25 protein-coding genes, 1 tRNA gene and 1 riboswitch are annotated in these 26,738 nt (G+C 63.7%); of the genes, 1 reads left to right on the top strand and 25 read right to left on the bottom strand.

What is annotated here, in order from left to right; genetic code table 11:
• Positions 1–36: 36 nt before the first annotated feature.
• The 10 genes from QRM57_RS03000 to hisI all read right to left on the bottom strand — a co-directional run bounded on the left by QRM57_RS03000 (position 37) and on the right by hisI (position 13,727).
• Positions 37–1,494: a glutamate synthase subunit beta gene (locus QRM57_RS03000; protein WP_257368327.1), complete on the bottom strand. Its 1,458-nt coding sequence runs from the start codon at positions 1,492–1,494 to the stop codon at positions 37–39.
• Entirely contained in the window at positions 1,487–6,100 is a 4,614-nt protein-coding gene (gltB, locus tag QRM57_RS02995; protein WP_284985549.1) for a glutamate synthase large subunit, read from the bottom strand. The genes QRM57_RS03000 and gltB overlap by 8 nt, the downstream gene beginning before the upstream one ends.
• Positions 6,101–6,359: 259 nt before the next feature.
• Positions 6,360–7,514, bottom strand: a complete 1,155-nt coding sequence (gene lgt, locus QRM57_RS02990; RefSeq protein WP_284985548.1) for a prolipoprotein diacylglyceryl transferase — start codon at positions 7,512–7,514, stop codon at positions 6,360–6,362.
• Between the two features lie 21 nt (positions 7,515–7,535).
• Positions 7,536–8,348, bottom strand: a complete 813-nt coding sequence (gene trpA / locus QRM57_RS02985; RefSeq protein WP_235520539.1) for a tryptophan synthase subunit alpha — start codon at positions 8,346–8,348, stop codon at positions 7,536–7,538.
• Positions 8,348–9,724: a tryptophan synthase subunit beta gene (trpB, locus tag QRM57_RS02980; protein ID WP_235520538.1), complete on the bottom strand. Its 1,377-nt coding sequence runs from the start codon at positions 9,722–9,724 to the stop codon at positions 8,348–8,350. Before trpB ends, trpA begins: the two co-directional genes overlap by 1 nt.
• Before the next feature lie 114 nt (positions 9,725–9,838).
• The gene (gene trpC, locus QRM57_RS02975) at positions 9,839–10,657 is read right to left on the bottom strand and encodes an indole-3-glycerol phosphate synthase TrpC (RefSeq protein ID WP_257368330.1); all 819 of its coding nucleotides are present in this window, start codon (positions 10,655–10,657) and stop codon (positions 9,839–9,841) included.
• A gap of 2 nt (positions 10,658–10,659) precedes the next feature.
• Positions 10,660–10,932 carry an HGxxPAAW family protein gene (locus QRM57_RS02970; protein ID WP_284985547.1) on the bottom strand — a complete coding sequence of 91 codons (273 nt, stop codon included), beginning with the start codon at positions 10,930–10,932 and terminating at the stop codon, positions 10,660–10,662.
• Positions 10,933–11,066: 134 nt separating this feature from the next.
• Entirely contained in the window at positions 11,067–11,672 is a 606-nt protein-coding gene (locus QRM57_RS02965) for a Trp biosynthesis-associated membrane protein (protein ID WP_284985546.1), read from the bottom strand.
• The gene (locus QRM57_RS02960; protein ID WP_284985545.1) at positions 11,669–13,252 is read right to left on the bottom strand and encodes an anthranilate synthase component I; all 1,584 of its coding nucleotides are present in this window, start codon (positions 13,250–13,252) and stop codon (positions 11,669–11,671) included. Before QRM57_RS02960 ends, QRM57_RS02965 begins: the two co-directional genes overlap by 4 nt.
• Positions 13,253–13,310: 58 nt before the next feature.
• The gene (gene hisI / locus QRM57_RS02955) at positions 13,311–13,727 is read right to left on the bottom strand and encodes a phosphoribosyl-AMP cyclohydrolase (RefSeq protein WP_284985544.1); all 417 of its coding nucleotides are present in this window, start codon (positions 13,725–13,727) and stop codon (positions 13,311–13,313) included.
• A gap of 89 nt (positions 13,728–13,816) precedes the next feature.
• Here hisI and QRM57_RS02950 point away from each other — a divergent pair, with 89 nt between their 5' ends.
• Positions 13,817–14,461, top strand: coding sequence for a TIGR03085 family metal-binding protein (locus QRM57_RS02950; RefSeq protein WP_235520533.1), 645 nt, complete (start codon positions 13,817–13,819; stop codon positions 14,459–14,461).
• Positions 14,462–14,541: 80 nt separating this feature from the next.
• Here the strand turns inward: QRM57_RS02950 and hisF are convergent, their stop codons facing one another.
• From hisF to QRM57_RS02875, 15 genes are all read right to left on the bottom strand, one after another.
• Positions 14,542–15,318: an imidazole glycerol phosphate synthase subunit HisF gene (gene hisF, locus QRM57_RS02945; RefSeq protein WP_235520532.1), complete on the bottom strand. Its 777-nt coding sequence runs from the start codon at positions 15,316–15,318 to the stop codon at positions 14,542–14,544.
• 45 nt (positions 15,319–15,363) lie between these two features.
• A complete protein-coding gene (hisG, locus tag QRM57_RS02940) occupies positions 15,364–16,224 on the bottom strand; it encodes an ATP phosphoribosyltransferase (protein WP_235520531.1) in 861 nt (286 codons plus the stop codon).
• A gap of 83 nt (positions 16,225–16,307) precedes the next feature.
• Positions 16,308–16,571 carry a phosphoribosyl-ATP diphosphatase gene (locus QRM57_RS02935; RefSeq protein WP_018778638.1) on the bottom strand — a complete coding sequence of 88 codons (264 nt, stop codon included), beginning with the start codon at positions 16,569–16,571 and terminating at the stop codon, positions 16,308–16,310.
• A 104-nt stretch (positions 16,572–16,675) separates the two neighbouring features.
• Entirely contained in the window at positions 16,676–17,161 is a 486-nt protein-coding gene (gene ribH / locus QRM57_RS02930) for a 6,7-dimethyl-8-ribityllumazine synthase (protein ID WP_257368336.1), read from the bottom strand.
• An 18-nt stretch (positions 17,162–17,179) separates the two neighbouring features.
• Positions 17,180–17,884, bottom strand: coding sequence for a GTP cyclohydrolase II (gene ribA, locus QRM57_RS02925; RefSeq protein WP_211714119.1), 705 nt, complete (start codon positions 17,882–17,884; stop codon positions 17,180–17,182).
• Positions 17,881–18,576 carry a 3,4-dihydroxy-2-butanone-4-phosphate synthase gene (gene ribB / locus QRM57_RS02920; protein ID WP_284985543.1) on the bottom strand — a complete coding sequence of 232 codons (696 nt, stop codon included), beginning with the start codon at positions 18,574–18,576 and terminating at the stop codon, positions 17,881–17,883. Before ribB ends, ribA begins: the two co-directional genes overlap by 4 nt.
• On the bottom strand, positions 18,573–19,202 hold the full coding sequence (locus QRM57_RS02915; RefSeq protein ID WP_235520529.1) for a riboflavin synthase: 630 nt from the start codon (positions 19,200–19,202) through the stop codon (positions 18,573–18,575). The genes ribB and QRM57_RS02915 overlap by 4 nt, the downstream gene beginning before the upstream one ends.
• Entirely contained in the window at positions 19,202–20,317 is a 1,116-nt protein-coding gene (gene ribD, locus QRM57_RS02910; protein ID WP_284985542.1) for a bifunctional diaminohydroxyphosphoribosylaminopyrimidine deaminase/5-amino-6-(5-phosphoribosylamino)uracil reductase RibD, read from the bottom strand. The genes QRM57_RS02915 and ribD overlap by 1 nt, the downstream gene beginning before the upstream one ends.
• Entirely contained in the window at positions 20,314–21,006 is a 693-nt protein-coding gene (pnuC, locus tag QRM57_RS02905) for a nicotinamide riboside transporter PnuC (protein WP_257368338.1), read from the bottom strand. Before pnuC ends, ribD begins: the two co-directional genes overlap by 4 nt.
• 90 nt (positions 21,007–21,096) lie before the next feature.
• Positions 21,097–21,251, bottom strand: a riboswitch (FMN riboswitch).
• A gap of 76 nt (positions 21,252–21,327) precedes the next feature.
• The gene (rpe, locus tag QRM57_RS02900) at positions 21,328–21,999 is read right to left on the bottom strand and encodes a ribulose-phosphate 3-epimerase (protein ID WP_257368339.1); all 672 of its coding nucleotides are present in this window, start codon (positions 21,997–21,999) and stop codon (positions 21,328–21,330) included.
• A 74-nt stretch (positions 22,000–22,073) separates the two neighbouring features.
• Entirely contained in the window at positions 22,074–23,639 is a 1,566-nt protein-coding gene (locus QRM57_RS02895; protein WP_257368340.1) for an RsmB/NOP family class I SAM-dependent RNA methyltransferase, read from the bottom strand.
• Positions 23,636–24,556 (bottom strand): methionyl-tRNA formyltransferase, encoded by a 921-nt coding sequence (fmt, locus tag QRM57_RS02890; protein WP_284985541.1) that lies wholly within the window; start codon positions 24,554–24,556, stop codon positions 23,636–23,638. The genes QRM57_RS02895 and fmt overlap by 4 nt, the downstream gene beginning before the upstream one ends.
• On the bottom strand, positions 24,553–25,125 hold the full coding sequence (gene def / locus QRM57_RS02885) for a peptide deformylase (RefSeq protein ID WP_257368343.1): 573 nt from the start codon (positions 25,123–25,125) through the stop codon (positions 24,553–24,555). Before def ends, fmt begins: the two co-directional genes overlap by 4 nt.
• 70 nt (positions 25,126–25,195) lie before the next feature.
• Entirely contained in the window at positions 25,196–26,077 is an 882-nt protein-coding gene (locus tag QRM57_RS02880) for a cytochrome (RefSeq protein WP_284985540.1), read from the bottom strand.
• A gap of 283 nt (positions 26,078–26,360) precedes the next feature.
• Positions 26,361–26,435: transfer RNA gene (locus QRM57_RS02875), tRNA-Val, on the bottom strand.
• Between the last annotated feature and the right edge of the window lie 303 nt (positions 26,436–26,738).

The raw sequence follows: 26,738 nt of genomic DNA, 5'->3' as shown, positions 1-26,738 counted from the left end.
CATGCTGATTGAGTAAAAGAAACGTTCCTGCCGGCGCTATAAGACCGCTATCGCCCGGTCGGTGGGGGCGACCGGTGCCGGGAGAATGGTGCTTCCCATCAGGAACTTGTCCACAGCGGCCGCGCATGCACGGCCTTCCGCAATGGCCCACACAATCAGTGACTGGCCACGTCCGGCATCGCCGGCGACGAACACACCTTCTGTGTTCGTCATGTAGTAGCCGTCGCGGGCAACGTTGCCCCGACCGTCGAACTCTGCGCTGACCTGTTCCGTGATCCCTGCCGGCTCAGCACCGGTAAAGCCAAGGCTCAAGAAAACAAGATCAGCAGGAATAACCCGCTCAGTACCGGCCTTGGGCAGGCGTTTGCCGTCCACGAACTCGGTTTCTGCAACCTTGACGCCGGTGAGTTTGCCGTTTTCTCCGACAAATTCAACGGTGGATGCAAGGTAAGTACGTTCGCCGCCCTCTTCGTGGGCGCTGGCGACCTCGAAAAGGGTGGGGAATGTTGGCCAAGGCTGGTGGCTGGCACGTTCCGACGGCGGCTGCTTGCCGATCGCGAGCGTGGTCACCGATGCCGCCTGGTGGCGGTGGGCGGTACCGATGCAGTCAGCACCAGTGTCGCCACCACCGAGGATCACCACGTGCTTGCCGCGTGCGTCAATGTGGTTCTCGGGGGTCTCCCCCGCAACCGCACGGTTCGACGGGACGAGGTAGTCCATGGCGAAGTGCACGCCGTCAAGGTCACGGCCGGGGATGGGAAGATCCCGAGGAACGGTCGCGCCGGTCGCAACAACCACCGCGTCGTAACGGCGGCGCAGCTGCTCCCAGGTGACATCGGTGCCAACTGCGACTCCGGTACGGAAACGGGTTCCCTCTGCCTTCATCTGCTCCAGGCGGCGGTCAACCTGTTCCTTCTCCATCTTGAAGTCGGGAATTCCGTAGCGGAGCAGGCCACCGATTTTGTCATCGCGCTCGTAAACGGCAACGGTGTGGCCCACCCGCGTCAGCTGCTGCGCGACTGCCAGGCCCGCGGGACCGGAACCAACAACGGCCACCGTCTTGCCGGTGAGGCGTGTCGGCGGAAGCGGCTGGACCCAGTCGTTCTCAAAGGCCTGGTCGATGATCGAGACCTCAACCTGCTTGATGGTGACGGCGGGCTGGTTGATCCCCAGCACGCACGAGGCCTCGCAGGGCGCCGGACACAGGCGGCCCGTGAACTCCGGGAAGTTGTTCGTGGCGTGGAGGCGCTCAATCGCTTCTTCACCCTTGTCACGCCACACGAGGTCGTTCCACTCGGGAATGAGGTTACCCAAGGGGCAGCCCTGGTGGCAGAACGGAACGCCGCAATCCATGCAACGGCCGGCCTGGCTCTTCAGGACACCCTTTTCCTGGGCCTCGTACACTTCTTTCCAGTCCATGATGCGGACGGGAACGGGACGGCGTGGCTGCGTTTCGCGCTGCCGGACTTTCAGAAATCCGCGTGGATCAGCCACCGGTTACCTCCAGGATTCGGGACCATACTTCTTCGCCATCGGGGTCAAGGCCCTCTTCAATGGCGTCGAGACGGGTCTGCAGGACTGCGGCGTAGTCGCGCGGCAGTACTTTGGTGATGCGGGCGGCGGTGTCGTCGAAGTTCTCGAGCAGACGGCCGGCCAGGACGGATTCAGTTTCCTCGACGTGCTTGGTGAGCAGGCCGTGGACAATGTCGCGGTCCTCGGCGTCGAGCTCCAGGAGTTGGAGTTCGCCGGTGTCGAGGGCCAACTTGTTGACGCGCTCGGGCTGGAGGTCCAGCACGTAGGCGGTACCACCGGACATGCCGGCACCGAAGTTACGGCCGGTGCGGCCTATGATCAGCGTCTGGCCACCGGTCATGTACTCGCAACCGTGGTCGCCAATACCCTCGACGACGGCGGTCGCGCCGGAGTTGCGGACCAGGAAGCGTTCGCCCACCTGGCCACGCAGGAACATTTCGCCGCTGGTGGCACCGTAGCCGATGACGTTGCCGGCAATGACGTTGCGCTCAGCCTGGAACACGTTGGTGCGGTCCGGACGGACGATGATGCGTCCACCCGAAAGGCCCTTGCCAACGTAGTCATTGGAATCGCCGAACATGCGCAGCGTGATTCCGGCGGGCAGGAACGCGCCGAGGGACTGGCCCGCGGTGCCGTTGAGCGTGATGTCGATCGTGTCCGTTGCCAGCACATCGACGCCGAAGGTCTTGGTCACTACGTGGCCGAGCATCGTACCCACGGAACGGTCCGTGTTGATGACGTCCAAGGTGATCTTGACGGGCATGCGGTCGCTGAGCGCCTCCTGGGCCATGGTGATCAGTCGCTGGTCAAAGTGCTTGTCCAGCTCATGGTTCTGGCCGGTCATGTTGCGCAGCGGCACGTCGTCGTCGAACTCGAGGCCGTGCAGGATCGGATCCAGGTCCAGTCCTTCGGCCTTCCAGTGGTTGATCGCTTCCCGGGTATCCAGGACCTCGGCGTGGCCGATTGCCTCTTCAAGGCTGCGGAAACCGAGCTCGGCGAGGATTTCGCGGACTTCTTCTGCGAGGAACTCGAAGAAGTTGACTACGAACTCGGGCTTGCCGTTGAACCTGGAGCGAAGCTCGGGGTTCTGCGTGGCAACGCCCACCGGGCAGGTATCGAGGTGGCAGACGCGCATCATGATGCAGCCCGAAACCACCAGCGGAGCGGTTGCGAAGCCGTACTCCTCGCCACCCAGAAGGGCAGCAATGACGACGTCGCGCCCGGTCTTGAGCTGGCCATCGACCTGGACCACTACGCGATCACGGAGACCGTTGAGCATGAGGGTCTGCTGGGTCTCGGCCAGGCCGAGTTCCCACGGCACACCCGCGTGCTTGAGCGAGTTCAGCGGTGAGGCGCCCGTACCGCCGTCGTGACCTGAAACAAGCACGACGTCGGCCTTCGCCTTGGTGACGCCGGACGCCACCGTGCCGATCCCGACTTCCGAGACAAGCTTCACGTGTACACGGGCCGAAGGATTCGCGCGCTTGGCATCGTAGATGAGCTGCGCGAGGTCTTCGATCGAGTAGATGTCGTGGTGCGGGGGCGGGGAAATGAGCCCCACGCCGGGCGTGGAGTGACGGGTCCGGGCTACCCAGGGGTAGACCTTCTGTGCCATCAGCTGGCCACCTTCGCCGGGCTTGGCGCCTTGGGCCATCTTGATCTGGATGTCCTCGGCGTTGGTCAGGTAGAGGCTGGTCACGCCGAAACGGCCGGATGCGATCTGCTTGATCGCCGAACGACGTTCCGGATCGAGCAGGCGGTCAACGTCCTCGCCGCCTTCACCCGTGTTGGACTTACCGCCCAGACGGTTCATGGCGATGGCCAGGGTCTCGTGCGCTTCCTTGGAGATGGAGCCGTAGCTCATGGCCCCGGTGGAGAAACGCTTGACGATGCTGGAGACGGGCTCGACTTCCTCGAGCGGAACAGCCGGGCGGACACCGTCCTTGAACTTGAGGAGACCGCGCAGGGTCATCAGGTTCTCGGATTGGTCATCGATGCCCTTGGTGTAGGACTTGAAAATGTCGTAGCGGCGTTCGCGGGTTGCGTGCTGCAGGCGGAACACCGTCTCCGGGTTGAAGAGGTGCGGTTCGCCGTCGCGGCGCCACTGGTACTCGCCACCACCAAGCAGCGGCTGGTGCGGGTGCTCGATGCCGCCCTCCGGGTACGCCATCTGGTGGCGTGCCGAAACTTCGGCGGCGATAACGTCCAGGCCAACACCACCGAGCTGGGAGTGCGTGCCGGAGAAGAACTCATCCACCAGTTCCTGGGACAAGCCCAGGGCCTCAAAGGTTTGTGCACCCGTGTAGGACGCCACGGTGGAGATGCCCATCTTGGACATGATCTTCAGGACACCCTTGCCGAGGCCCTTGATGAGGTTGTAGACGCCGTCTTCAGGCGTGACGCCAACGACGTCGCCGTTGGAGATCAGCTGTTCCACCGATTCCATGGCCAGGTACGGGTTCACAGCCGACGCGCCGTAGCCGATCAGCACAGCCACGTGGTGCGTCTCGCGGACGTCGCCGGCCTCGACCACCAGGGCGGTCTTGGTGCGGTTGGCGCTGCGAAGCAGGTGGTGGTGGACAGCGCTGACAAGGAGCAGCGACGGAATCGGCGCCCACTGGGCGTTCGAGTCACGGTCGGACAGCACGACGTACTGCACGCCGCGGTTGATCGCACCGGAAACCTGCTCGCAGATTTCGGTCAGGCGGGCACGCAGGGCCGCTTCCCCGCCCTCGGGGCGGTACAGGCCGCGGACCTTCATGGCGATGCGGTCGCCGTCGGGCGTTTCAATGTTGGCGATCTTGGCGAGCTGATCGTTATTGATCACCGGGAACGGCAGCGAAATCTGCGGCTGGCGGACCTGCTTGCCATCCAACAGGTTGCCGTTCGGGCCGATGGCACACTTCAGTGAGGTGACCAGTTCCTCGCGGATGGCGTCCAGCGGCGGGTTGGTGACCTGGGCGAACGACTGCACAAAGTAGTCGAACAACAGCCGCGGTCGCTTGGAGAGCACGGCGACGGGCGTGTCCGAACCCATGGCGCCAAGCGGCTCGGCACCAGTGCGGGCCATCGGACCAAGCAGGATCTTGAGCTCTTCGGTGGTGTAGCCGAACGTGCGCTGGCGGATGTTCACCGACGCTGCAGTGTGGAGCACGTGCTCGCGCTCGGGGAGCTCGTTGATGTCGATCAAGTTGTCCTTGAGCCACTCGGCCCACGGATTGGCCGCAGCAACTTCCGCCTTGACCTCGGCGTCGTCGATGATGCGGCCGGCCTCGGTGTCCACCAGGAACATCTTGCCGGGAGCAACGCGGCCCTTCTTGACCACGTTGGAAGGCTCAACCTCGATCACGCCAACCTCGGAAGCGAAGATGACCAAGCCATCTTCGGTGATCCAGTAACGTCCCGGGCGCAGCCCGTTGCGGTCCAGAGTGGCGCCGACCAGGCTGCCGTCGGTGAACGACACAGCTGCCGGACCGTCCCACGGCTCCATGAGCAGGGAGTGGTACTCGTAGAAAGCACGGCGGGCCGGATCCATGGTGGCGTGGTTCTCCCAGGCCTCCGGGATCATCATCATGATCGAGTGCGTGATGGGGCGGCCGGAAAGCCAAAGGAGCTCAGCCACTTCGTCGAAGGAGGCCGAGTCCGAGGCGCCCGGGGTACAGATCGGGTACAGCTCTTCAGGCACGGAGCCCAACAGGGGGCTGGCCAGCTGTGACTGGCGGGCACGCATCCAGTTGCGGTTGCCCTTGACCGTGTTGATTTCGCCGTTGTGGGCGATGGTGCGGAACGGCTGCGCCAAAGGCCACGAAGGGAACGTGTTGGTGGAGAAGCGCGAGTGCACGATCGCAAGCTTGGTCTTGAAGCGCTTGTCCGAAAGGTCCGGGTAGAACGGCTCAAGTTGCGCGGTGGTGAGCATGCCCTTGTAAACGATGGTGCGCGAGGACAGCGAGGGGAAGTAGACGCCGAACTTGTTCTGCGCCCGCTTACGGATACGCCAGGCACGGGAGTCCAGCTCATTGTGATCGAGCTGTTCACCGTTGGCAGAGGCGAAGAACGGTTGTGAGAAGTACGGCATGCACGCACGAGCCATGGCACCGACGAGGTCGGCGACCACGGGAACCTCGCGCCAGCCGAGAACCGTCAGGCCCTCGTCAGCGGCAAGTGCTTCGATTCCGGCCTTCGCGTTGTCGGCTTCGCGTGATTCAGCGGGGAGGAAAGCGGTGCCCACCACGTATTGGCCGGAGGCGGGCAGCTCGAATTCTGCAACTGCCCGGAAGAACTCGTCCGGGACCTGCATGAGCAGTCCGGCGCCGTCTCCGGTGCCTTCATCGGCGCCAACAGCGCCGCGGTGTTCGAGATTGCGGAGGGCGGTCAGTGCCGCTTCCACGATGTCGTATCCCGGTTCCCCGCGGAGCGTGGCAATAATTGCCAGGCCGCAGGCGTCCTTCTCCTTGTCAGGGTTGTAAAGACCCTGGGCCTCCGGGAGCGCAGCAAAGCGCTTGAACGGAGACATGGCACCCTGAGGTTCGATATTTTCGGACCAACCGGGGTTATGAAGATGGGTCATGGGAGACGTCCTTCCTCGAGATCGTGCGTATGGAAGGGACAACGTTGGCCCCACCTTGCCTACCCTGTGACGGGCATAACAAAGCGCTAGTACTTGGAATTGTAGGCCAGCCGATCCAGCGCAACGAACAGTTACGCAGACCACTGGCCCCGGCTTGACCAGCGAACATCGGTATGCTGCGGTCCGGTTTCCGGGGTGCCACGACGCTGTGGACTGGGCCCTACGAGCGGTGACTCTGTTGCCCCTGTGCCGACGGCGACTACTTGGTGTCGTCTGCCTTCGGCGAGGATCCGGGGGCCTTCCTTACGGCAGTTGCGGCAGGTGTCGCATCCGCGGCGGACGTGGTGTCCTTAGCGGCGTGCCCTGCAGCATCCTGCGGCTCGTCAACGTGGCCCGGATCGCTTTGGTTATCACGGAGATTATCACGCGAACCAGTATCTGAGACAGATGCGTCCACATCATGACTGGTGACGCTCGTCACCGCGGCCGGTTCCTTTTCGACGCTTTTTTCCGGCTCCCGGCCCTTCAAATACGGCGAGTCCGGCACCGGACGACCCCGTCGTCCGAGGGCGACGAAGATCAGCAGCGCCGCGATGAAGACAAAAATACTGGTCCAGACATTGAGCCTGGTGGTAATGCCAAAGAGGGTGATCTGTTCGGCATCGTCAATCCGGAGGGCTTCGATCCACACCCGGCCGAGGGTGTAGTAGACGGCGTATAGCCAGAACAGGCGGCCCCAGCGGAATTGGAACTTCTTGTCGAGGAGCAGCAGGATGCCGACGCCGGCGAGGTTCCACAGCAGTTCGTAGAGGAATGTTGGGTGGAACAGGGTGTCCGCAGGCATGCCAGCCGGGAAGTTGGCGTTTGCGGGATCAATCTGGAGACCCCACGGGAGCGTGGTCGGGGCCCCGAAGAGCTCCTGGTTAAACCAGTTGCCCAGGCGGCCGATGGCCTGGGCCAGGAGGAGACCGGGAGCTGCAGCGTCCAGGAAGGCCGTGAGTTTCACCCCGGCGCGACGGCAGCCGATCCAAGCACCCACAACACCGAGAATCACGGCACCCCAGATCCCCAAACCGCCCCGTTGGATCTGCGGAATCAAGGAAAGGTCGCCCGTGCCGTCAAAACCAGGGCCGAAGTACGCATCCGGCGACGAGAACACATGGTAGAGGCGGCCACCGATGATACCGAAGGGGATCGCCCAGATGGCAATATCCCACAGGCTTCCCTCCGGAGCACCCCGCCGCTTCCAGCGCACCGACGTCAGCCAGAGGCCAACGATGATGCCCGCAAGGATGCACAGGGCGTACGCGTGGATACGCAGCGTCCCCCACGGCAGCGGAATGTCGAATCCGGACCACGAAGGGCTCGGGATACTCAGGGGGACCATTGCCGCTGCGTGGAGGACGGTCTGCATTCGGTTCGCTGTTTCCTTTTCCTAGGCTTCTGCAGCCGCGCGGCCCAGGCCGGCGCTGAGGTTCTTGGTAAGTTGCCCGACGGCGTCAACTCCGCCGTCGCGCAGTGCCGCCACCAACGCGGTACCGACGATCACACCGTCCGCGTAGGCGGCGATCTCGCGTACGTGATCCGGATTGGAGACTCCGAGACCAACGCAGACCCGCTCGGCTCCGGCGGCGTGGGCCCGGGCCACCACGTCCTCGGCACTGCTGCTGACCGAGGTGCGCGTTCCGGTGACACCCATGATCGAGACAGCGTAGACAAAGCCCCGGCTTGCCTTGACAGTCATGTCCAGGCGTTCCGGCGTGGATGAAGGTGCCACAAGGAACACCCGGTCGAGGCCGTACTTGTCGGAGGCTTCGAACCACTCATGAGCCTCGTCCGGGACGAGGTCCGGCGTGATAAGCCCCGCTCCCCCGGCTTCCGCCAGGCGACGCGAGAATTCATCTACGCCCATGCGCATGACGGGGTTCCAGTACGTCATCACCAGGACGGCCGCATCGGTGGCAGCGGTAATGCCGGCCACGACGTCGAAGACGTTGGCTACACGGAATCCGTTGGAAATCGCCTCGGTGGTGGCGGCCTGGATGACCGGGCCGTCCATCACGGGATCAGAGTAAGGGATGCCGATTTCGATCAGGTCGGCGCCGTTGCGGGCCAGGGCGATGCCGGCCTCAATGCTCTCCTGCACGGTCGGGTAGCCCGCCGGGAGGTAGCCTACCAAGGCCGCACGGCCCTCAGCTTTGGCGCGGTCAATGGCTTCAGCCGATTTGCTGGCGAATTGTTCAGTCATTACTTCTGGTCCTCGTTTCCGTCCGCATCAGCTTCGGCGGCCCGTTCGCTGGGCCCCTTCGGCTTACGTGTGGACAGGGTGGTGCCCTTGACATGCCCTTCCTCGTCCAACATGTTGAACCAGGCAGCGGCGGTCTCCACGTCCTTGTCACCACGGCCGGAAAGGTTGACGATCACGGTCACCTCGGACGGGTTGTCCTTGCCCTCGGTGAGCCGGTGCCCAATCTTGATGGCGCCAGCCAAGGCATGCGAGGACTCAATGGCAGGGATGATGCCTTCGGTCCGGCACAGAAGGCTGAACGCGTCCATGGCTTCGGTGTCGGTGATGGCTTCGTAGGTAACACGCCCGATGTCAGCAAGGTAAGAGTGCTCCGGACCCACGCTGGGGTAATCCAGGCCCGCCGAGATGGAGTGGGACTCGATGGTCTGGCCGTCCTCGTCCTGCATGAGGTAGGACCGGGCACCGTGCAGCACGCCGGGACGTCCCAGGGAGATGGCAGCCGCGTGACGGCCGGTTTCGACACCTTCTCCGCCTGCTTCAAAGCCATAGATCTTCACGGATGAGTCATCCAGGAAAGCGTGGAACAAGCCGATCGCATTGGAGCCGCCGCCGATACAGGCAGCAATGGCATCCGGCAGCTTGCCGGTCTGCTCAAGGATCTGGCTGCGGGCCTCTTCACCGATGACTTCATGGAAATAGCGGACCATGGCAGGGAAAGGGTGCGCACCGGCAGCGGTACCCAGCAAGTAGTGGGTGTGTTCCACGTTCGAAACCCAGTCACGGAGGGCGTCATTGATGGCGTCCTTCAGCGTCTGGGATCCGTTGGTCACGGGCACCACAGTGGCTCCGAGCAACTGCATGCGGGCCACATTGAGTGCCTGGCGGCGGCAGTCCTCAGCCCCCATGTACACAACGCATTCAAGTCCCAGCAGGGCCGCGGCTGTAGCGCTGGCTACGCCGTGCTGTCCGGCACCCGTCTCTGCGATGACACGGGTCTTGCCCATGCGCTTGGCAAGCAGGGCCTGGCCCAGGACGTTGTTGATCTTGTGGGAGCCCGTGTGGTTGAGGTCCTCGCGCTTCAGGAAGATCCGCGCGCCGCCTGCATGCTCGGAGAAGCGCTTGGCCTCGGTCAGCAGCGACGGGCGGCCGGAGTAGTTCTTGTTGAGGTCCTTCAGCTCCGCGATGAAGTCGGGATCAGCCTTGGCCTTCTCAAAGGTGTCCTGGACTTCATCGAGGGCGGCGATGAGAGACTCGGGCATCCAGCGTCCGCCGTAGCTGCCAAAGTAGGGCCCCGATGCGTTGCGCAGCGAAGGGCCACCTTGCAGGAATGCGTCAGCCACATTCTCTTCTGAGCCGGCTGTTGGCGCGTCGACCATCAGTCTCACCGTCCTGTTCCAGTTAGTTCATTGGGTAGTTCTACTTGCCACAAGGCAGCCGCAGGCACATGCCCGGGCTGCCCTATGACTGTTCGCCGTGATTCAGTGACTGCCTCAGTTCCTGACGGCGATGGCGGCAGCTCCCGCTGCCTTGAATTCAGTAATGCGTTCGCGCGGCGTGGAGTCGCTGACCAGCGCCTCCCCCACCAGGATGGCGTTGGCTCCACCCGCTGCGTAGTGCGATACGTCATCGGCGCCTCTGACACCTGACTCGGCGACAATGACGGACTCAGCCGGAATCAGACCGGCCAGCGATCCGAAAACCGAGCGGTCGACGTCGAGCGTCTTAAGGTTGCGGACGTTGATGCCAATAATCCTGGCCTGTGCCGCAACAGCACGCTCAATTTCTTCCTCGGTGTGCGTTTCCACCAGCACGTTCATGCCAAGCTCGTGGCTCAACGCACTGAACTCTGCGAGTTCGGAGTCGGACAGGGCTGCAACGATGAGCAGGATGAGGTCGGCGCCATGGGCACGGGCTTCCCAAATCTGGTACTCGTCAACGGTAAAGTCCTTGCGCAGCAAGGGTGTCCCGACGGCGGCACGCACGGAATCGAGGTCGGCCAGCGAACCGCCGAAGCGGCGCTGTTCGGTCAGGACGCTGATAACGGAAGCTCCGCCGTCGGCATACTGGACCGCGAGGGACGCCGGGTCCGCAATGGGCGCAAGATCGCCTTTTGAAGGGCTGCGGCGCTTGATTTCAGCGATGACTTTGAGGTCGTTGCGAACAGATGAGGTACCGCCGAGGGCAGCCCACGCGTCACGTGCCGGAGCTGCGTCGGCAGCACGTTCCTTCAGCTCCACAAGGGATACGTGACGGCGACGGCCGTCCATGTCCTCCTTGACGCCAACAATGATGTCATCAAGAACGGTCACGGTTAGTGGCCGTTGTTCTGCAGCTTGCTGCCACCAACTCCATAGCCCGCGCGGCGCATTACCAGGCCCACGATGAGGCCAATGACCATGACGACCAGGCCGCCGAGGAAGATCGGGGTGCTGGCAATCACGAAAGCGATGGAGGAAACCAGGGCACCAACCAGCATCACAATCACGCAGGTCCAGGCAGCCGGGCTATTACCGTGGCCGATGGCGTCAGCGTGGCTCGCCATCTTGGATTCAGCTTGGTGTGCGGACACTGTGGTTTTGCTCATGTGAAATCTCCTCAGGATGAATACTGCTTACATTCTGCCATTTATTGACGGCGGCCGGGACATCGTCCGACGCCAGGACCGGCCACGGCGCCTATGTTGCGCCGCGCCGGCCCGAAAGACTGTTTGATGGCCGACTACGTGGGATCTTCACCCCGTGAGAGGCTGTCCCAGCTGTCGATCTCGTCCACCGGCCCGTTGCCGCCCTGCGGACCGCCAGCTCGGGCATCGTACTTGGTCCTGGACTTCCAGTGGCGTCCGGCTGCCGGCAATACCGCAGCGCAGACCCCCAGGAGCGCGCCCGCCACGATAGCCAGGATGGGGAATGCCGTGGCGGTGACGCTGGCCTGCCCACCTGAGATGCCCGTGGCGGCAGCGATGGAACCCTGGGCGGCGCCAAGCGGATCCACCACCACGGTGATGGCGGCCAGGATAATGCCCACCGCGGACAGTCCAATAATGGCGGCGATGACCCAGCGCGCGATCTTCCCGGCGATGGAAGCAGCCAAGCCGCCTGCCAAAGCAACAAGGGCCAAGGCGGTCACGGCAGTAGCCGCCTTGTTTCCTTGGACGTGGAGGTTGCTGTTGGAAGCTCCGTTCGGGTCCAGTTGGACCTCGATCCAGGTCTGCGTCGTGGCGCCAAAAACCAGGAGGGCAAGGACCGTCATGGCCAGGACCAAAGTCGATTTACGCGCCCAGCGGGGTGTTGTCGCCGCGGACGACGCTGCCGATTCAGTGCTCATGGTGCCGGAGTCCCGCCGTCGGCGTTTTCAGTGTCCCGCACAGAGTCGCCCGAGATGTTCTGCAGCGATCCGGCCGTGTGGACGGCCCGCAGGGGCGCCGCCGCCTTGTTCACTGTTTCCAGCGCTTCTGAGGGTTTGTGCGAATCCGCCACGATCCCGCCGCCGGCCTGCACGTAGGCGCGTCCTTCGCGCAGCAGGGCGGAACGGATGGCGATGGCCATATCCATGTCACCGGCAAAGTCCAGGTAGCCTACGACGCCACCGTAGATGCCGCGCCGGTGTGGTTCGAGCTCGTCCAGGAGGCGCAATGCACGCGGCTTGGGGGCGCCGGAGAGCGTACCCGCCGGGAACGTGGCCTTGAGGACGTCGTATGCCTTGGCGTGCGGAGCAAGCTCACCCACCACCGTGGACACCAGGTGCATGATGTGGCTGAACCGCTCCACTTCCATGAACTGCGTGACGTCCACTGTGCCTGCGACGCACACCTTCGAGAGGTCGTTCCGCGAAAGGTCGACCAGCATCAGGTGCTCGGAGCGTTCCTTCTCGTCGGCGAATAGTTCAGCAGCCAGGGCCTTGTCGGCCTCAACTGTCTTGCCACGGGGGCGTGAGCCGGCGATCGGGTGGGTGATGACTTCCTCACCGGTTACCGTCACCAGGGCCTCGGGCGAAGAACCCACAATCGAGTACTCACGGCCGTCGGCATCCTCAAGGCTGAAGAGGTACATGTACGGGCTGGGGTTGGTATTGCGCAGGACCCGGTAGACGTCCAGGGGGTCGGCCGCGCACTCCATTTCGAAGCGCCGCGAGATCACCACCTGGAAAACTTCACCGTCGACGATCGCTTCCTTGCCGCGATCAATCGCTTCAAGGTACCGGGCTTCGTCCCACCGTTCCTGCACGCTCGAGCCGAAGTCCAAGGCTGCTTTTTCCAGCACTGAGACGGGCTGGGCCACCGGAGTGCTGATCTGGTCAAGCAGCCCCTTCACCCGCGCTACGGCGTCGTGCCATGCGTCGTCCACGCGCTCGGAGCTGTCATCAAAGTTGATGGCGTTGGCGATCAGGAGGACTGTCCCATCCACGTTGTCGTGGACTGCCATGTCGGTAACGAGGTTCAGGGCCATCTCGGGCAGCTGCAGGTCGTCCTCCGGCGGGGAGGTCAGCCGCTCCCAGTGGCGCACGGCCTCCCAGCCCAGGAAACCAACCAGGCCGGACGTGAACGGAGGCAAGCCATCAAAACGGTCCGTCTGGAGCGCAGCGATGGTGTCCCGGACGGCTTCAACCGGGTTACCGGTGACCGGCACGCCGACGGGTGGTTCGCCGATCCAGTGGGCCTGGCCGTCCTTGGTGGTCAGCGTGGCCCGGGACTTGGACCCAATAAAGGAGTAACGGGACCATGCCCCGCCTACTGCTGCCGATTCCAAAAGGAATGTTCCGGGCTGCCCCTTGGCAAGCTTTCGGTACAAACCAATAGGGGTCTCGGCGTCGGCCAGGACTTTGAGTCGGACGGGTATGACACGGCTGTGGACGGCGAGTTCGCGGAACTCTTCCAGGCCCGGGCTGATGATTCCAAGGTCCTGCATGGCTATTTTCTCCGCCTTTTGGTCTGAGATAGTGCGTCAGTGGAAAGTGGTGGGTGCCTTAGTCGCGGTGGCCCGTAACGACGCTGAGGTCGCGGCCGTCGAAGCACGTCCGGGTACCGGTGTGGCAGGCTGCGCCGATCTGGTCCACGCGAATCAGGAGGGCATCGCCGTCGCAGTCAAGGGCGACTGACTTCACGAACTGAACGTGTCCGGAAGTGTCGCCCTTGCGCCAGTACTCCTGCCGGGAACGGGAGTAGAAGGTGACGCGTCCGGAGGTCATGGTGCGGTGCAGCGCTTCGTCATCCATCCAACCGAGCATGAGGACCTCGTGGGTGTCGTGCTGCTGGATGATGGCGGCTACCAGGCCAGCGGGATCGCGCTTGAGGGCGCGTGCTATCTCCTGGGGCAAGGGGCCCGTGGGGTCGCTGGAAAGCTCCGCGGCGGGAGAGGGGCTGGGGGCGGACTGCTCTGACATCAGATCAAGTCTAGTGCCTTTGGCGGGACCCGGATTCTGCGGCGGTTCCACTGCGCAAGAGCGCCCTGATCGTGCTAGTTTCACAAGTGATGCATTTCGTCGATCCTTCCCGAGAAGTACTGGCCGAGACCCTGCTTGCGGCCGGCCCTGACTCCCCCACGCTCTGCGAAGGGTGGCAGACACGGGATCTTGCTGCGCATTTGTATCTGCGCGAGCGGAAGATCGCCGTAGGACTGGGGCTGTTGATCCCCAGCCTTGGCAAGGCCTCCGAGAAGGCAACATCCACTTTGGCCGCCAAGCTGAAGGACTCCGACGCGTACGCGGAACTTGTGAAGACGTTTCGGGCGGGTCCGCCGGCCCTCTCCCCTTTGAGGATCAAGGCGCTGGATGAGACGTCAAACCTCATCGAATACTTCGTCCACACCGAGGACATCCGCCGCGCCGGTGACCGCTGGGCTCCCCGCGCACTCGACGAAGCCTACTCTGACGCACTTTGGGACGAGCTGATCAAACGCGCCGCCTTCCTTTATCGCGGCGTGGACCTTGGAATCGTCCTGGTCCGGCCCACCGGACCCCGACACGTGGCCAAGCGCGCGCCTGTTTCCGTTGCCATTGTTGGCGACCCCGGCGAACTCCTGATGCACGCCCACGGACGCACCAGCCAGGCCCTGGTCACCTACGAGGGCCAGCCGGACGCCGTCGCGCTTTTGCAGTCAGCGGACATCGGCCTTTAATCAACAACGCGGGGTCACTTCCGGCCCATCCTCAAGGGGATCATGGGCCGGAAGTGACCCCGCGTTCGTGTCTGGAGAAGCTAGCGGACCTCGAAACCGGCCTCGCGGATGGCGGCTTTCACCTGGGCAATCATGTCGTCCGGACCAAAGTGGAAGACCGAAGCCGCCAGGACAGCGTCCGCGCCTGCTTCCACCGCAGGCGGGAAGTGTGCAGGTTTTCCCGCGCCGCCGGAAGCGATGATCGGAATGTTCACCGCTGAGCGGACCAAGCGGATCAGTTCGAGATCGAATCCGTCCTTGGTGCCGTCAGCATCGATGGAGTTGAGCAGGATCTCCCCGACGCCCCGGTCGGCCGCTTCCTTTGCCCAGGCAATCGCGTCGATGCCGGTCCCCGTGCGGCCACCGTGGGTGGTGACTTCAAAACCGGACGACGTCGGGACGTCGCCTTCCCGGGTCCGGCGGGCGTCCACGGAGAGCACCAGGACCTGCGAACCGAAGTGCCGGGTGATCTCATCGATGACGTCGGGCCGCGCAACGGCAGCGGTGTTGATGGAGGCTTTATCCGCACCAAAGCGCAGGAGCTTGTCCACCTCCGCAACGCCACGGACCCCGCCGCCCACGGTGAGGGGAATGAAGACTTCCTCGGCGGTCCGGCGGACCACGTCAAAGGTGGTCTCGCGGTTGCCCGATGAGGCCGTGACGTCGAGGAACGTGAGTTCGTCTGCTCCGCCATTGTCATAGCGGTGTGCCAGTTCCACGGGATCACCGGCATCCCGGAGGCCTTCGAAGTTGACGCCCTTCACGACGCGACCGGCGTCGACGTCCAGGCAGGGAATGACGCGTACGGCTACAGCCATGTGCTGCTCCTCAATTCTGCTGGGTCTGCTCGATGAATGCGGTGATCAGATCCGGCAGGCGTGGATGCTGCTGACCAGGATGGCGCGGGCCCCGAGGTCGTAGAGCTCGTCCATGATGCGGTTGGTTTCCTTCTTGGGAACCATGGACCGCACCGCAACCCACTCGGAGTCACGCAACGGCGATACCGTGGGCGATTCAAGCCCCGGGGTCAGCGCGGCAGCGTCTTCCACCAGGTCCTTGCGGATGTCGTAGTCCATCAGCACGTACTGGCGTGCCACGAGGACACCCTGCAGGCGGCGGATGAGGATGTCGATTTCCTTGGCGGTCCCGTTGGCGGCACCACCCGAACCGGAGCGGCGGATCAGGACGGCTTCGGACTTCAGGATAGGGTCCCCGAAGATCTCCATGCCGGCAGCTTTGAGGGTGTTGCCCGTTTCAACGACGTCGGCAATGGCGTCGGCGACGCCGAGGCGCACCGACGATTCCACGGCACCATCGAGGCGGACAACCGTGGCGTTCACGCCGCGCTCGGCGAGGTAGTCGCGCAGGAGGCCGTCGTAGCTGGTGGCCAGGCGTTTGCCTTCAAGCTGTTCGACGCCGGTGAAGTCACCGACGGGGCCGGCGAACCGGAAAGTGGACGGTGCGAAGCCCAGGGGAAGCAATTCTTCGGCTTCGACCTTGGCGTCGAGCAGGAGGTCCCTGCCGGTGATGCCAACGTCCAAGGTTCCCTGGCCGACGTAAACAGCAATGTCGCGGGGACGGAGGAAGAAGAACTCGATGTCATTGTCGGGGTCCACCATGACCAGTTCGCGGGAGTCGCGGCGCTGGCGGTAACCGGCCTCGGACAGCATTGCCGAGGCGGCTTCGGACAGGGATCCCTTGTTGGGGACTGCTACACGGAGCATTGGGGAGACTTTCTTTTGGAATGGAGGTTTCAGGCACATCGGCCACGCAGCTGACTCCGCGACTGGGTCGCGGAGTGGCGTGGCTAGAGATGCTTGTAAACGTCTTCCAGGCTGAGGCCCTTGGCGAGCATGAGGACCTGCAGGTGGTACAGCAACTGGGAGATTTCCTCAGCGGCGGCTTCGTCCGATTCGTACTCCGCGGCCATCCACACTTCGGCGGCCTCTTCGACCACTTTCTTGCCGATTCCGTGGATTCCGGAGTCCAGTTCGGCAACCGTGCGCGAACCTGCCGGGCGGGTCGCTGCTTTCTCACTCAGTTCTGCGAACAGCGTCTCGAAATTCTTCACGCCCTCCAGACTACTTGCTCTGAGGCGGCCACCGCTTGTTGGGGCGTTGCATGACGAAGGGGATGTGAGTGAAGACACACCCACATCCCCTCCAGTCCGCGGTTCTAGCTGAACTGCTTCAGCGTCACTGCCGTTGCGAGGGCAGCAGTTACTGCTTCGTGCCCCTTGTCCTCCTGCGAACCCGGCAGGCCGGCCCGGTCCAGGCCCTGCTGCTCGGTGTCACAGGTGAGGACGCCGAAGCCCACAGGCACTCCGGTGCGGACACTGACGTCGGTAAGTCCCGACGTCGCTGCCTGGCAGACGTAGTCGAAGTGCGGGGTTCCGCCGCGGATGACCACGCCCAGCGCCACTACAGCGTCAAAGTGCGGAGCGAGCCTGGCCGCTGCGACGGGAAGCTCGAAACTGCCCGGAACGCGCACCAGGGTGGGCTCTGCGATGCCGGCTTCCTTGGCGGCGCGGAGGGCACCATCCACCAGGCCGTCCATGATCTGGGTGTGCCAGCTGGCCGCGACAATGGCGAGCCTGAGCTGCGAGGTTTCCTCGGGGTTGAGGGTGGTGAGGTCGATAGTGGGCGCGCCGTGTCCGCTCATGGTGTTCTGTGGGTCCGTTCAGTCGTGGTTCTTGTCAATGGGGCGTGCTGCCGGGGTTTTGCCGTTGCTGACGGGCTCTACATCAAGGGCCAGCAGGTGGTCCATCCGGTCTTTCTTGGTCTGCAGGTACCGCAGGTTCTGTTCGCGGGATGGAACCTCGGTGGGAACCATCTCCACAACTGACACTCCGGCCTGGGCAAGGCGGTTTTGCTTGTCGGGGTTGTTGCTCAGCAAGCGGACCTCGTGCAGGCCCATCTCGGCCAGGATCTGGCCTGCCGCACTGTAGGAGCGTGCATCCACCGGGAGGCCGAGCTGCTCGTTGGCCTCGACGGTATCGAAACCGGCTTCCTGAAGGGCATAGGCCTTGATCTTGTTGGCCAGCCCAATCCCGCGGCCTTCCTGCCCGCGCAGGTACAGCAGGGTTCCGCCCTCGGCGTGGATGAGCTCCAAAGCGAAGGCGAGTTGCTCACCGCAGTCGCAACGGTAGGATCCGAACACGTCTCCGGTGAGGCACTCGGAATGAAGGCGCACCAGGGGTGCCTTGCCGCCCTTGGGCGGGTTCGGTGAGCTCACGGCCAGGTGTTCATGACCCGTCTCATGATCGGTCCAGGCCTGGGCGATGAACTCGCCGAAAGCCGTAGGCAGCTGCACGATTGGCCCGCCGCTTACAGAAGGCGGAACGGGGTCCGTGTGGTCGCTGCTGCGTGTTGTCGATGCGGTCATCGCTTCTCCTCGTCTGCCTGTGAATAATGTGCCGTGCCGGACTCCGCCTTCCCAACATATGACACCAGGTCCTCAATGGAGATGAGGGGGCATCCATGTTCGGAGGCGAAGTCGCGCAAGCTGTCCAAGCGCATCATTTCACCGTCGTCATGTACCAACTCTGCGATCACACCCACCGGGGCAAGCCCGGCGAGACGACATAAGTCCACGGCAGCTTCCGTATGTCCCGGACGTTCACGCACTCCTCCCTTAACGGCCCGCAGTGGGAAAATATGCCCGGGCCGGGTGATGGAGGCCGGGGAACTGCCCGGGTCAGCCAGGATCCTGGCGGTAAGGGCGCGGTCGGTCGCCGAAATGCCCGTGCTGACACCGATGGCGGCGTCACACGAAACGGTGTAGGCGGTGCCTTTGGCGTCTTCGTTGATTTCCACCATGGGCGGCAGGATCAAGGCATCAGCCCGTTCGCCTTCCAAGGGGACGCAAATGACGCCCGACGAATACCTGATGGTCCAGCCCATCAGCGCTGGCGTGGCGTGTTGGGCAGCGAAGATGATGTCGCCCTCGTTCTCGCGGTCTTCGTTGTCCACCACAATGACCGCCTTGCCTGCGGCCATGGCAGCGACAGCGGCCTCCACCGGATCGAGGCCGGTACGACGGTTCGCCGGGGTTTCGGAGTGCGTGGGGACGCTCATCGCGCACTCCCCTGCTGGGGCGCGAAAGACAACAGGCGTTCGGTGTACTTGGCGAGCACGTCCACTTCCAGGTTGACGCGGCCACCCACGGGCTTGGCCCCCAGTCCGGTCTCCTCCAACGTGGTGGGGATGAGTCCCACCTCGAACCATGGCGCGGTCTCTGCCGCCGCGCTGACGGCGGTCACCGTCAGTGAAACACCGTCGACGGCGATCGACCCCTTCTCCGCGATGTACCGTGCCAGCGGGGCAGGTACGCCGAAGCGGAGACGGTCCCAGTTGCCCAGTGCTTCACGTTCGACGAGCTCGCCCACCCCATCGACGTGGCCTTGCACCACATGGCCGTCGAGGCGGCCGCCGGCGGGAACGCAGCGTTCCAGGTTGACCGTGTCTCCCGGTGCCAGCTCACCAATGGTGGTGCGGACGAGGGTCTCGCCCATGACGTCGACGCTGAAATCCTGGCCGTCGATCCGGGTGGCGGTCAGGCACACCCCGTTGACGGCAATGGAACCGCCCAAGGCGAGGCCGTCGGTGGTGGTGGGTGCCTTCAAGCGAAGGGTCGCGCTGGCATCGCCTTCATGCTCAATGCCCAGCACAGTGCCTTGTTCGGCAACGATTCCGGTAAACATCAGTGTCCTCCTGTGACATATTCCGCAGCTTCCCTGCGCGGAACTGAATTCTTGGTGGTGACGGCCCGGGTGGGCCGCAGGTGAAGGCGAAGATCATTGCCCAGGGTTCGGACGGCTCCGCCGCCGGCGTCGTCCCACGACCACTGCTGGGCGTCGGCCAAGGTGGTGATCCCCAGGTCATTCAGCGCGGCCGTTCCGGAACCCAGCAGTGTCGGCGCAAGGTAGATGATCAATTCATCCACCAGGCCTTCAGCCAGGAAGGTGCTGAGGATGCTTGAGCCACCCTCCACCATCACGTGCCGGGCGCCTTCAGCGAAGAGCCGGTCAAGGGCCTCGGCTGGATCCCTGGTAGGAAGGTGCACGAATCGTCCGTCGCTTCCCCGTACTGCGGCGTCTTCGGGAACATCCCTCAGTCCCATGACTGCCCGCAAAGGCTGGTGCTGCGACAACTCCCCGTCCGGTGTGCGCGCCGTGAGCCGCGGGTTATCAATCAGCACCGTTCCGGTGCCCACCAGGATCGCGTCAATCAACTCCCGGAGGCCGTGGTTGTCCGCCAGTGATTCGGGGCTGGAGATCCATTGGCTGGTGCCGTCCACGGCGGCGATCCGGCTGTCCAGGGTCTGCGCAATATGCAAGGTGACGAAGGGACGCTTGGCGGCAACGGCGTCGAACCATTCGCGGTTCAGGTCCCGTGCCCGCTCGGCCGCCAGACCTGAGTGGACCTCAACGCCGGCGGCGCGCAACGTCCGGGCGCCGCCCGCGGCGGGGTCGTGGGGATCGTCGACGGCGTAAATCACCTTGGCGATTCCGGCGGCGATGATGGCCTGCGCGCAGGGGCCGGTGCGGCCTTCGTGGTTGCACGGCTCGAGGGTCACCACCATGGTGGTCCCGGCCGTGTCGATGCCCTGCCGGCGGGCTTCGGAGATGGCGTCGGCTTCGGCATGCGCCGTCCCGGCGCCACGATGGTAGCCGGTAGCCAGGTGCTCGCCTTCCGGGCTGAGGATCACTGCACCCACCAGCGGGTTCGCTCCCCTTGGGCCGCGAAGCGCGGCGGCCAGTGCGGCCTCCATGGCCTCCTGCCCGGCGGCGTTTTTGAGCATGTCCGCGTGGTTCATCGGGCCGCTCCCACCGGGGCAGCCCCGGGTTGAAGGAGTGTACGTTCGCGCTTCTCGGCACGCCACCACACGAAGAATCCGGTAAGGGTGAAGAATCCGTAAAAGAGGTACATGACCGCGCTGGCGTAGTAACCGGCACTAAACAGAAGCGGTACGCCCACGATGTCCACGGCCACCCAGATAAGCCAGAATTCGGTCCACCCCTTGGCCATGCCGTAGGTAGCCAGCAGCGAGCCCATGAAGGTCCAGGCGTCGGCCCACACCGGCGGGTAGGAACCCAGGGAATCGAACAGCGGTGTCAGGGCCGCGGTTCCGGCGATCATCGCGGCCACCAGAGAGAGGCGGACCTTGTTGCTGGCCCACCCGGGAACTACGGCACGCCCCATGCTGCTGGACTGCCGACCCTGCCTCCACCGCTGCCAGCCGTAGATGGCCACGGCAATGAACATGATTTGACGCCCCGCCTGTCCCCACAAGGTCGCGGGCGCAGCGGCACCAAAGACATTGCCCAGGAAGACCGTCAGCAAAAGAAGGTTGCCGATAATGCCGATCGGCCAGGCCCAGACTTTCCGGCGCATTCCGCCGAGGGCGCTGAGCAGCCCAAAGATGTTTCCAAGCACTTCGCGTAAGACAAGAGCAGATCCTCCAACGGGGATCTGAGCTTCGAAGAGCCATCGCAGTAAGTCCATGCCGTTCCTTCCCAGTAAGCCGCGATGACTCCGGGGGTGTACGACAGCGCAATGCCGGGCGTTCACTGATGGAACGCCCAAGGCATGACTGTACGTGCTTCTCCCATCCAGACTTTAACTGTCGGTACCGGAATTTCACCGATTCAACCGTTCGCCTCCAAGGCCCAACAATCTGGGCCGTGACGGCTTGCGGGTCGCGGACTATAACCGCCGGTTCGGACTTACACCGACCCCGGAGCACGTATGTGTGTTGTTATTCTGCCACAACTACGAAGAAGCCCAGGCTATTCCCAGCCATCTTCGTAACATCCGTGACAGGTGTCAGATGCTCACTGCAGCGGCCTGGCCGGCAGCCCGGAGACGGTCAATGGCTTCCGCCGGATCCTGGTGTCCGTAGACGGCGGATCCCGCTACGAAGACGTTCGCGCCGGCCTCAGCCGCGCGGACGATGGTCTCTTCGGTGATTCCGCCATCCACCTGGATGGCCACGCCAATGCCCGATCCCTCAATCGCCGCCCGGGCGCGCCGGATCTTGGGCAACGTGATGTCGAGGAACGACTGACCCCCAAATCCCGGCTCCACCGTCATGATCAACAGCATGTCCAGCTCACTGAGCATGTCCAGATAAGGCTCCACCGGGGTGGCCGGGCGCAACGCCATCCCCGCCTTCGCCCCACGGGCGCGCAGCTCGCGCGCCAGCTTGACCGGTGCCATCGCCGCTTCTGCGTGGAAAGTCACTGAGGCGACGCCTGCATCAGCGTAGGCAGGGGCCCAGCGGTCGGCGTCGGAGATCATGAGGTGGGCATCCAGCGGAACCGGGCTGACTGCCTGGATCCTCTCAACCACGGGCAAACCCAGAGTCAGGTTGGGCACGAAATGGTTGTCCATGACGTCGACGTGAACGGCGTCGGCGTTGCTGATGCGCTTCAGCTCCGACTCAAGGTTGACGAAGTCCGCGGACAGGATGCTCGGGTTGATACAGCACTGGGACAAGGCAGGCCCTTCGGGTAGATGGTGAACGGGCTGCCGCAACGGAGACATCGTCCGTCGCGGCTGCATGTATGCGACTAGGCTTTCTTGCGGATAACCGCCATGAACATCGCGTCCGTCTGGTGGATATGCGGCCACAGTTGGGCCGTCTGCTCGTGGCCGGCACCGAGGCTGCCGGTGAGGCTGACATGGTCGAGTGCCAGTCCGGCGTCGAGCAGTTCAAGATCCTCCCGCTTGCCCAGCACATCGCCCACAACAGCGGTTGTTTCCGCCGGGTGCGGCGAGCATGTCACATAAGCCACCACACCGCCGGGCCTGACCGCGTCAATTGCCGACTTTAAGAGGTCGCGCTGCAGCGGGCCGAGGTCGCCGATGTCCTTCGGTGAACGGCGCCAGCGCGATTCCGGCCGCCGTCGCAATGCTCCCAATCCACTGCAGGGAACGTCCACCAGGACACGGTCGAAGGCCTCGGGCTGCTCCGTACCGACCTCCCGCCCATCGCCGGTCCGCACAGTCCAGCTCTCACCGGGGACGGCTGAGAGCGCTTGTTGGACAAGCTTCGCGCGGTGCGGTGCGGGTTCATTAGCCAGAAGGGTGGCGCCGTCACGGTGGGCCAAGGCGGCAAGCAGCGCAGCCTTGCCTCCGGGGCCGGCACACAAGTCCAGCCACCGTTCCCCGCCCTGCGGAGCACCGTCGAGGTCTACGCCGGCCAAGGCGCGGGCAACCAACTGCGAGCCGACGTCCTGGACACGGGTGGTGCCGCGGCGGACAGACTCGAAGCGGCCCAGGTCGCCACCGGCCGAGAGGGCAGAACCTTCCACCAGCTCGCCTGCAGTGGCACCGTTTTCAAATGCTTCGTCCAGGTCTCCCAGTCCGGGCAGCGCCACCAAATTGACCACGGGCGCCGCATTGTCGGCCTCAAGGAGTGCGTCAATCTCGGACTTTGGACGTCCATGGTTCACCAAGGACTGGCGCAGCGCACGCACAATCCACTCCGGGTGTGCATGGCGCAGGGCGGCGATCCGCGTCTCATCCGTTTCCTGGTCGAGGAGCGTATCCAGCCACTCATCCCAAGTGTGTGCCGTGACCTTGCGGAGCACGGCATTGATAAGCGCCGACGGACCGGCACCGATGACCGCACGGGCCAAACCGACTGTCTGGTCCAGTGCTGCGTGGGCAGGCACCCGCATGGACAACAGTTGGTGCGCGCCAATTCGCAACGCGTCCAGGATGGCCGGATCAAGCTGTTCGAGTGGCCGGTCCACGCAGCGGGCCAGGATGGCGTCATACGTACCCTGGCCTCGTAGCGCCCCGTAGCTTAGCTCGGTAGCGAAACCGGCATCACGCCGATCCAGGCGGTGCTCGCGGATACGGGCAGGGAGGACAAGATTCGCATAGGCGTCCTCGGAAGCAACAGCTCGAAGGACTTCGAATGCCACCAGGCGGGCGGGATCAGCGCGGCGCGTGCGCTGCGCAGGAGCACTGGTGGAGAACCCGCGCTGCGGGCCCCTGTTCCGCTCCCTGCCCTGGGCATTGCGCTTACTCCCCTGCCCACCCCGGTTGCCTTGCCCTCCACGGTCGCTTTGTCCGCCACCGTCCCGGCTCCCGCTGTTGTTGGGGCCTCGCCGGCCGGACTCGCTCATTCGAATACCACTCTCTCAGGTGCTGCCAAGCCGCGGGCCCAATCGGCCGGCGACATCATTTTCTTACCGGCCGGCTGAATGCGGCCAAGCTGGACGGCGTGGGATCCGGTTCCCACCAGTACGGATTGGGCCTCCACGCGGATGGTTCCCGGCGCAAGGTCCTTCACGTCGGGCCTTGGCAGCACCGGTTCAAGTTTGACCCGCTGGCCGTCCAAGGTGGTCCAGGCCCCCGGTTCCGGTGTGACACCCCTGGCCCTTCGATTGAGGGCAAGGGCGGGCTGGCTCCAGTCCAGACGCCCATCATCCAATGTCAATTTGGGAGCCAACGACACTTCACCGGACTGCGGTTGGGCCACGGCCTGCCCGGCTTCAATCGCGGAAAGCGTCTGGCTGAGCAATACGGCACCGTTCACGGAGAGCCGGTCCAAAAGGTCGCCGGCGGTGTCTTCCGGGCGGACGGTTTCAGTGAGCGTCCCGAAGACGGGGCCGGTATCCAGCCCTTCCTCGAGTTGGAATGTCGCCGCCCCGGTGATGTCGTCGCCGGCAATGATGGAACGCTGGACAGGTGCAGCACCGCGCCACGCAGGCAGCAAGGAGAAATGCAGGTTTATCCAACCGTGGGTGGGTACGCCCAACGCTGCGCGCGGGACGATTCCCCCGTAGGCCACAATGGCGGCCACATCGGGAGAAAATTCCGCGATGCGGGCCGTTGTATCTGCGTCTACCTTCGCCGCCTTGATGACGTCCAGTCCCAGTTCCGCAGCACGGGCCGCCACCGGTGATGGAGTCAGTATGCGTTTGCGGCCCACCGGCGCGTCGGGTCGCGTCAGGACTGCCACGACATCGAACCCGGCTTTGATAAGTGAATCCAATGACGGGACGGCTACAGCGGGCGTGCCCGCGAAAAGAACCCTCACTCGGAAACCCCGAAGCTGCCGCCACCAAAACTGGAACCAACCGAGTTGGCACGCTTGGACGTGGTTTGCTCCGTGATGGCGTGGTAGTTGGCGTTACGGATGGCCCTGAGGGCCGCTTTCCGGTCTTCGCCCTCCAGCCGGTCGGTGTACAAGATACCGTCCAGGTGATCGGTTTCATGCTGGAAGCACCGGGCCAACATACCTTCGGCTTCCACCGAAACGGGGTTGCCATTCAGGTCCACGCCGGTTGCCCGGGTGGTCCGGTACCGACGCACCGGGAAGCCCAAACCGGGGATGGAGAGGCACCCTTCAACTTCGTCGGGCTGGAAATCCTCGCTGTTTTCCAGGACGGGGTTGATGATGTGGCCCTCCACGCCACCGATGCGGTACGTGAAAACCCGCTGACTAACGCCAACCTGGGGTGCGGCCAGGCCTGCGCCCTCAACATCCTCCATGGTTTCGGTCATGTCTGCTACCAGCTTGGCGAGCTCCGGACCGAATTCAGTAACGGGATCAGCTACGGTGCGCAACACCGGATCCCCAATGATTCGGATACTCATAATTGCCATGTGCTGTCAGTCCTCACGTTCGTCAAACCCGGCTCCGGGTGATGCGGAGCCTAAGCCAGTTTAGTTGAGGTCACCGTGCCGCTGATGTTTCCTGCCCTGCTCCGGCCGTCGCGAACACAGGCGGGGCGACGGGCAGCAATGCCTGTCCGGCGGCAGCAACTTCCGCCGACATCTCCCACACCCGGCGCAAAGCGCAGAACTTCCACCAGTGGTGCTTGAGAATCTCAGGGTTGGCCCGTTGCGGCCGCACTTCAGTTTCGCCCACTGCGACAGCGAGCAACATGGGATTGTCACCATACTTCCAGGGCTCCCATTGTCCGGTCACGGGGTCCACCAGGCTTTCTTCGGCCTTCATTCCGGCCGTGAGCTGCATGACCACCTTGTCGTCAAGGGCTTTGACAGTCCCATCACGGGTTGTCCCCTTGGTCTTGTAGTCGATGAGGCAAATGCGCCCATTGATCCGGGCAACAAGGTCCAAAGTCCCCGCGTAGCCCACGGTCGAGTTCCATACCGTAATCTCGGGAGCCAGCGGCTCAACCTGGTAGAGATCCCACCACTCGTCGAACCGGGCCGCGAAGGCCTGCTCGCCGTGTGCTGCCAGGTCTTCCCGGCATTCCTCCATGCGATGCGGCCGCCCCATCGCCCTCAACGCCACCTGCTCGCAGTATGTATGCACCCTGTCACCGCGGGCAGCGGCCTGGTCGCGGTAAAGCTCTGCAGACTTCGATGCTTTGTTGATCGCTTGTCGGATTTTGGCCGGACTTCCGAGTATGGCGGGAAGCTCAGGGTCGGCAGCCAGGCTGCTTGCGCCCATGTAACTGAACCATCCGTCCAAGGTGTGGGCCTGTTGGCCGATCACTGTCGTGATGGATGGCACGGAGAATTGCGCGGTGGTTGAGCGGGCGTACATCCGGCCATAGTCAGTAGCGTGGGCAAGCAGTGGAGCAGTCATATAAAGACTGTGTCATAAAGGACCGACATTCTCCGAGGGGAAGAGAATGGCGAGCTGCTCCGGCGGCAGTCGCCGCAGCTTTGCGGCAAGGATCGGGGCAGTCAGGGCCAGGTCGCCCAGGCATAGGGAAGACTCTGGATCTGGGTGGGACTCATCGGGTACTTCTTGTATGCGCACGTTGGGGAAGTGCTTCCGGCGCGTATTTCGTGACGCAGCTGTCCGGACTACAAAGAGACCCAAGGCAGAAAGAAACCCCCCGGACAAAAGTCCAGGGGGTTTCTCTTGGTGGGCGATACTGGGTTCGAACCAGTGACCTCTTCGGTGTGAACGAAGCGCGCTACCACTGCGCCAATCGCCCGGGTGCATAGAAAACACTAACGGACCAGCGCCGGAATGCAAAACGGGTCCGGCATTCGCCGCCCCACCCTAACTACAGCCGTGGAATTACAGCAGTGAAACTCGCCGGGATCCGCGTAGTTGCAGGGATCCGGCCGCCTCCGAACCCGAAAGCAAGCAACCGATTTGGAGTTTGCAGGAACCTCCTATAGAGTTTTTACTCGTCGGAAAGCGACGGAATGCCTGAAGGGCTGCCCGCCGAAACGACACTGCGGACGTAGCTCAGCTGGTAGAGCACCACCTTGCCAAGGTGGATGTCGCGAGT

The sequence above is a fragment of the Arthrobacter sp. fls2-241-R2A-172 genome, from assembly GCF_030208885.1.
Classification (GTDB): Bacteria; Actinomycetota; Actinomycetes; order Actinomycetales; family Micrococcaceae; genus Arthrobacter.
This window is presented reverse-complemented; position numbering and strand designations above follow the sequence as displayed.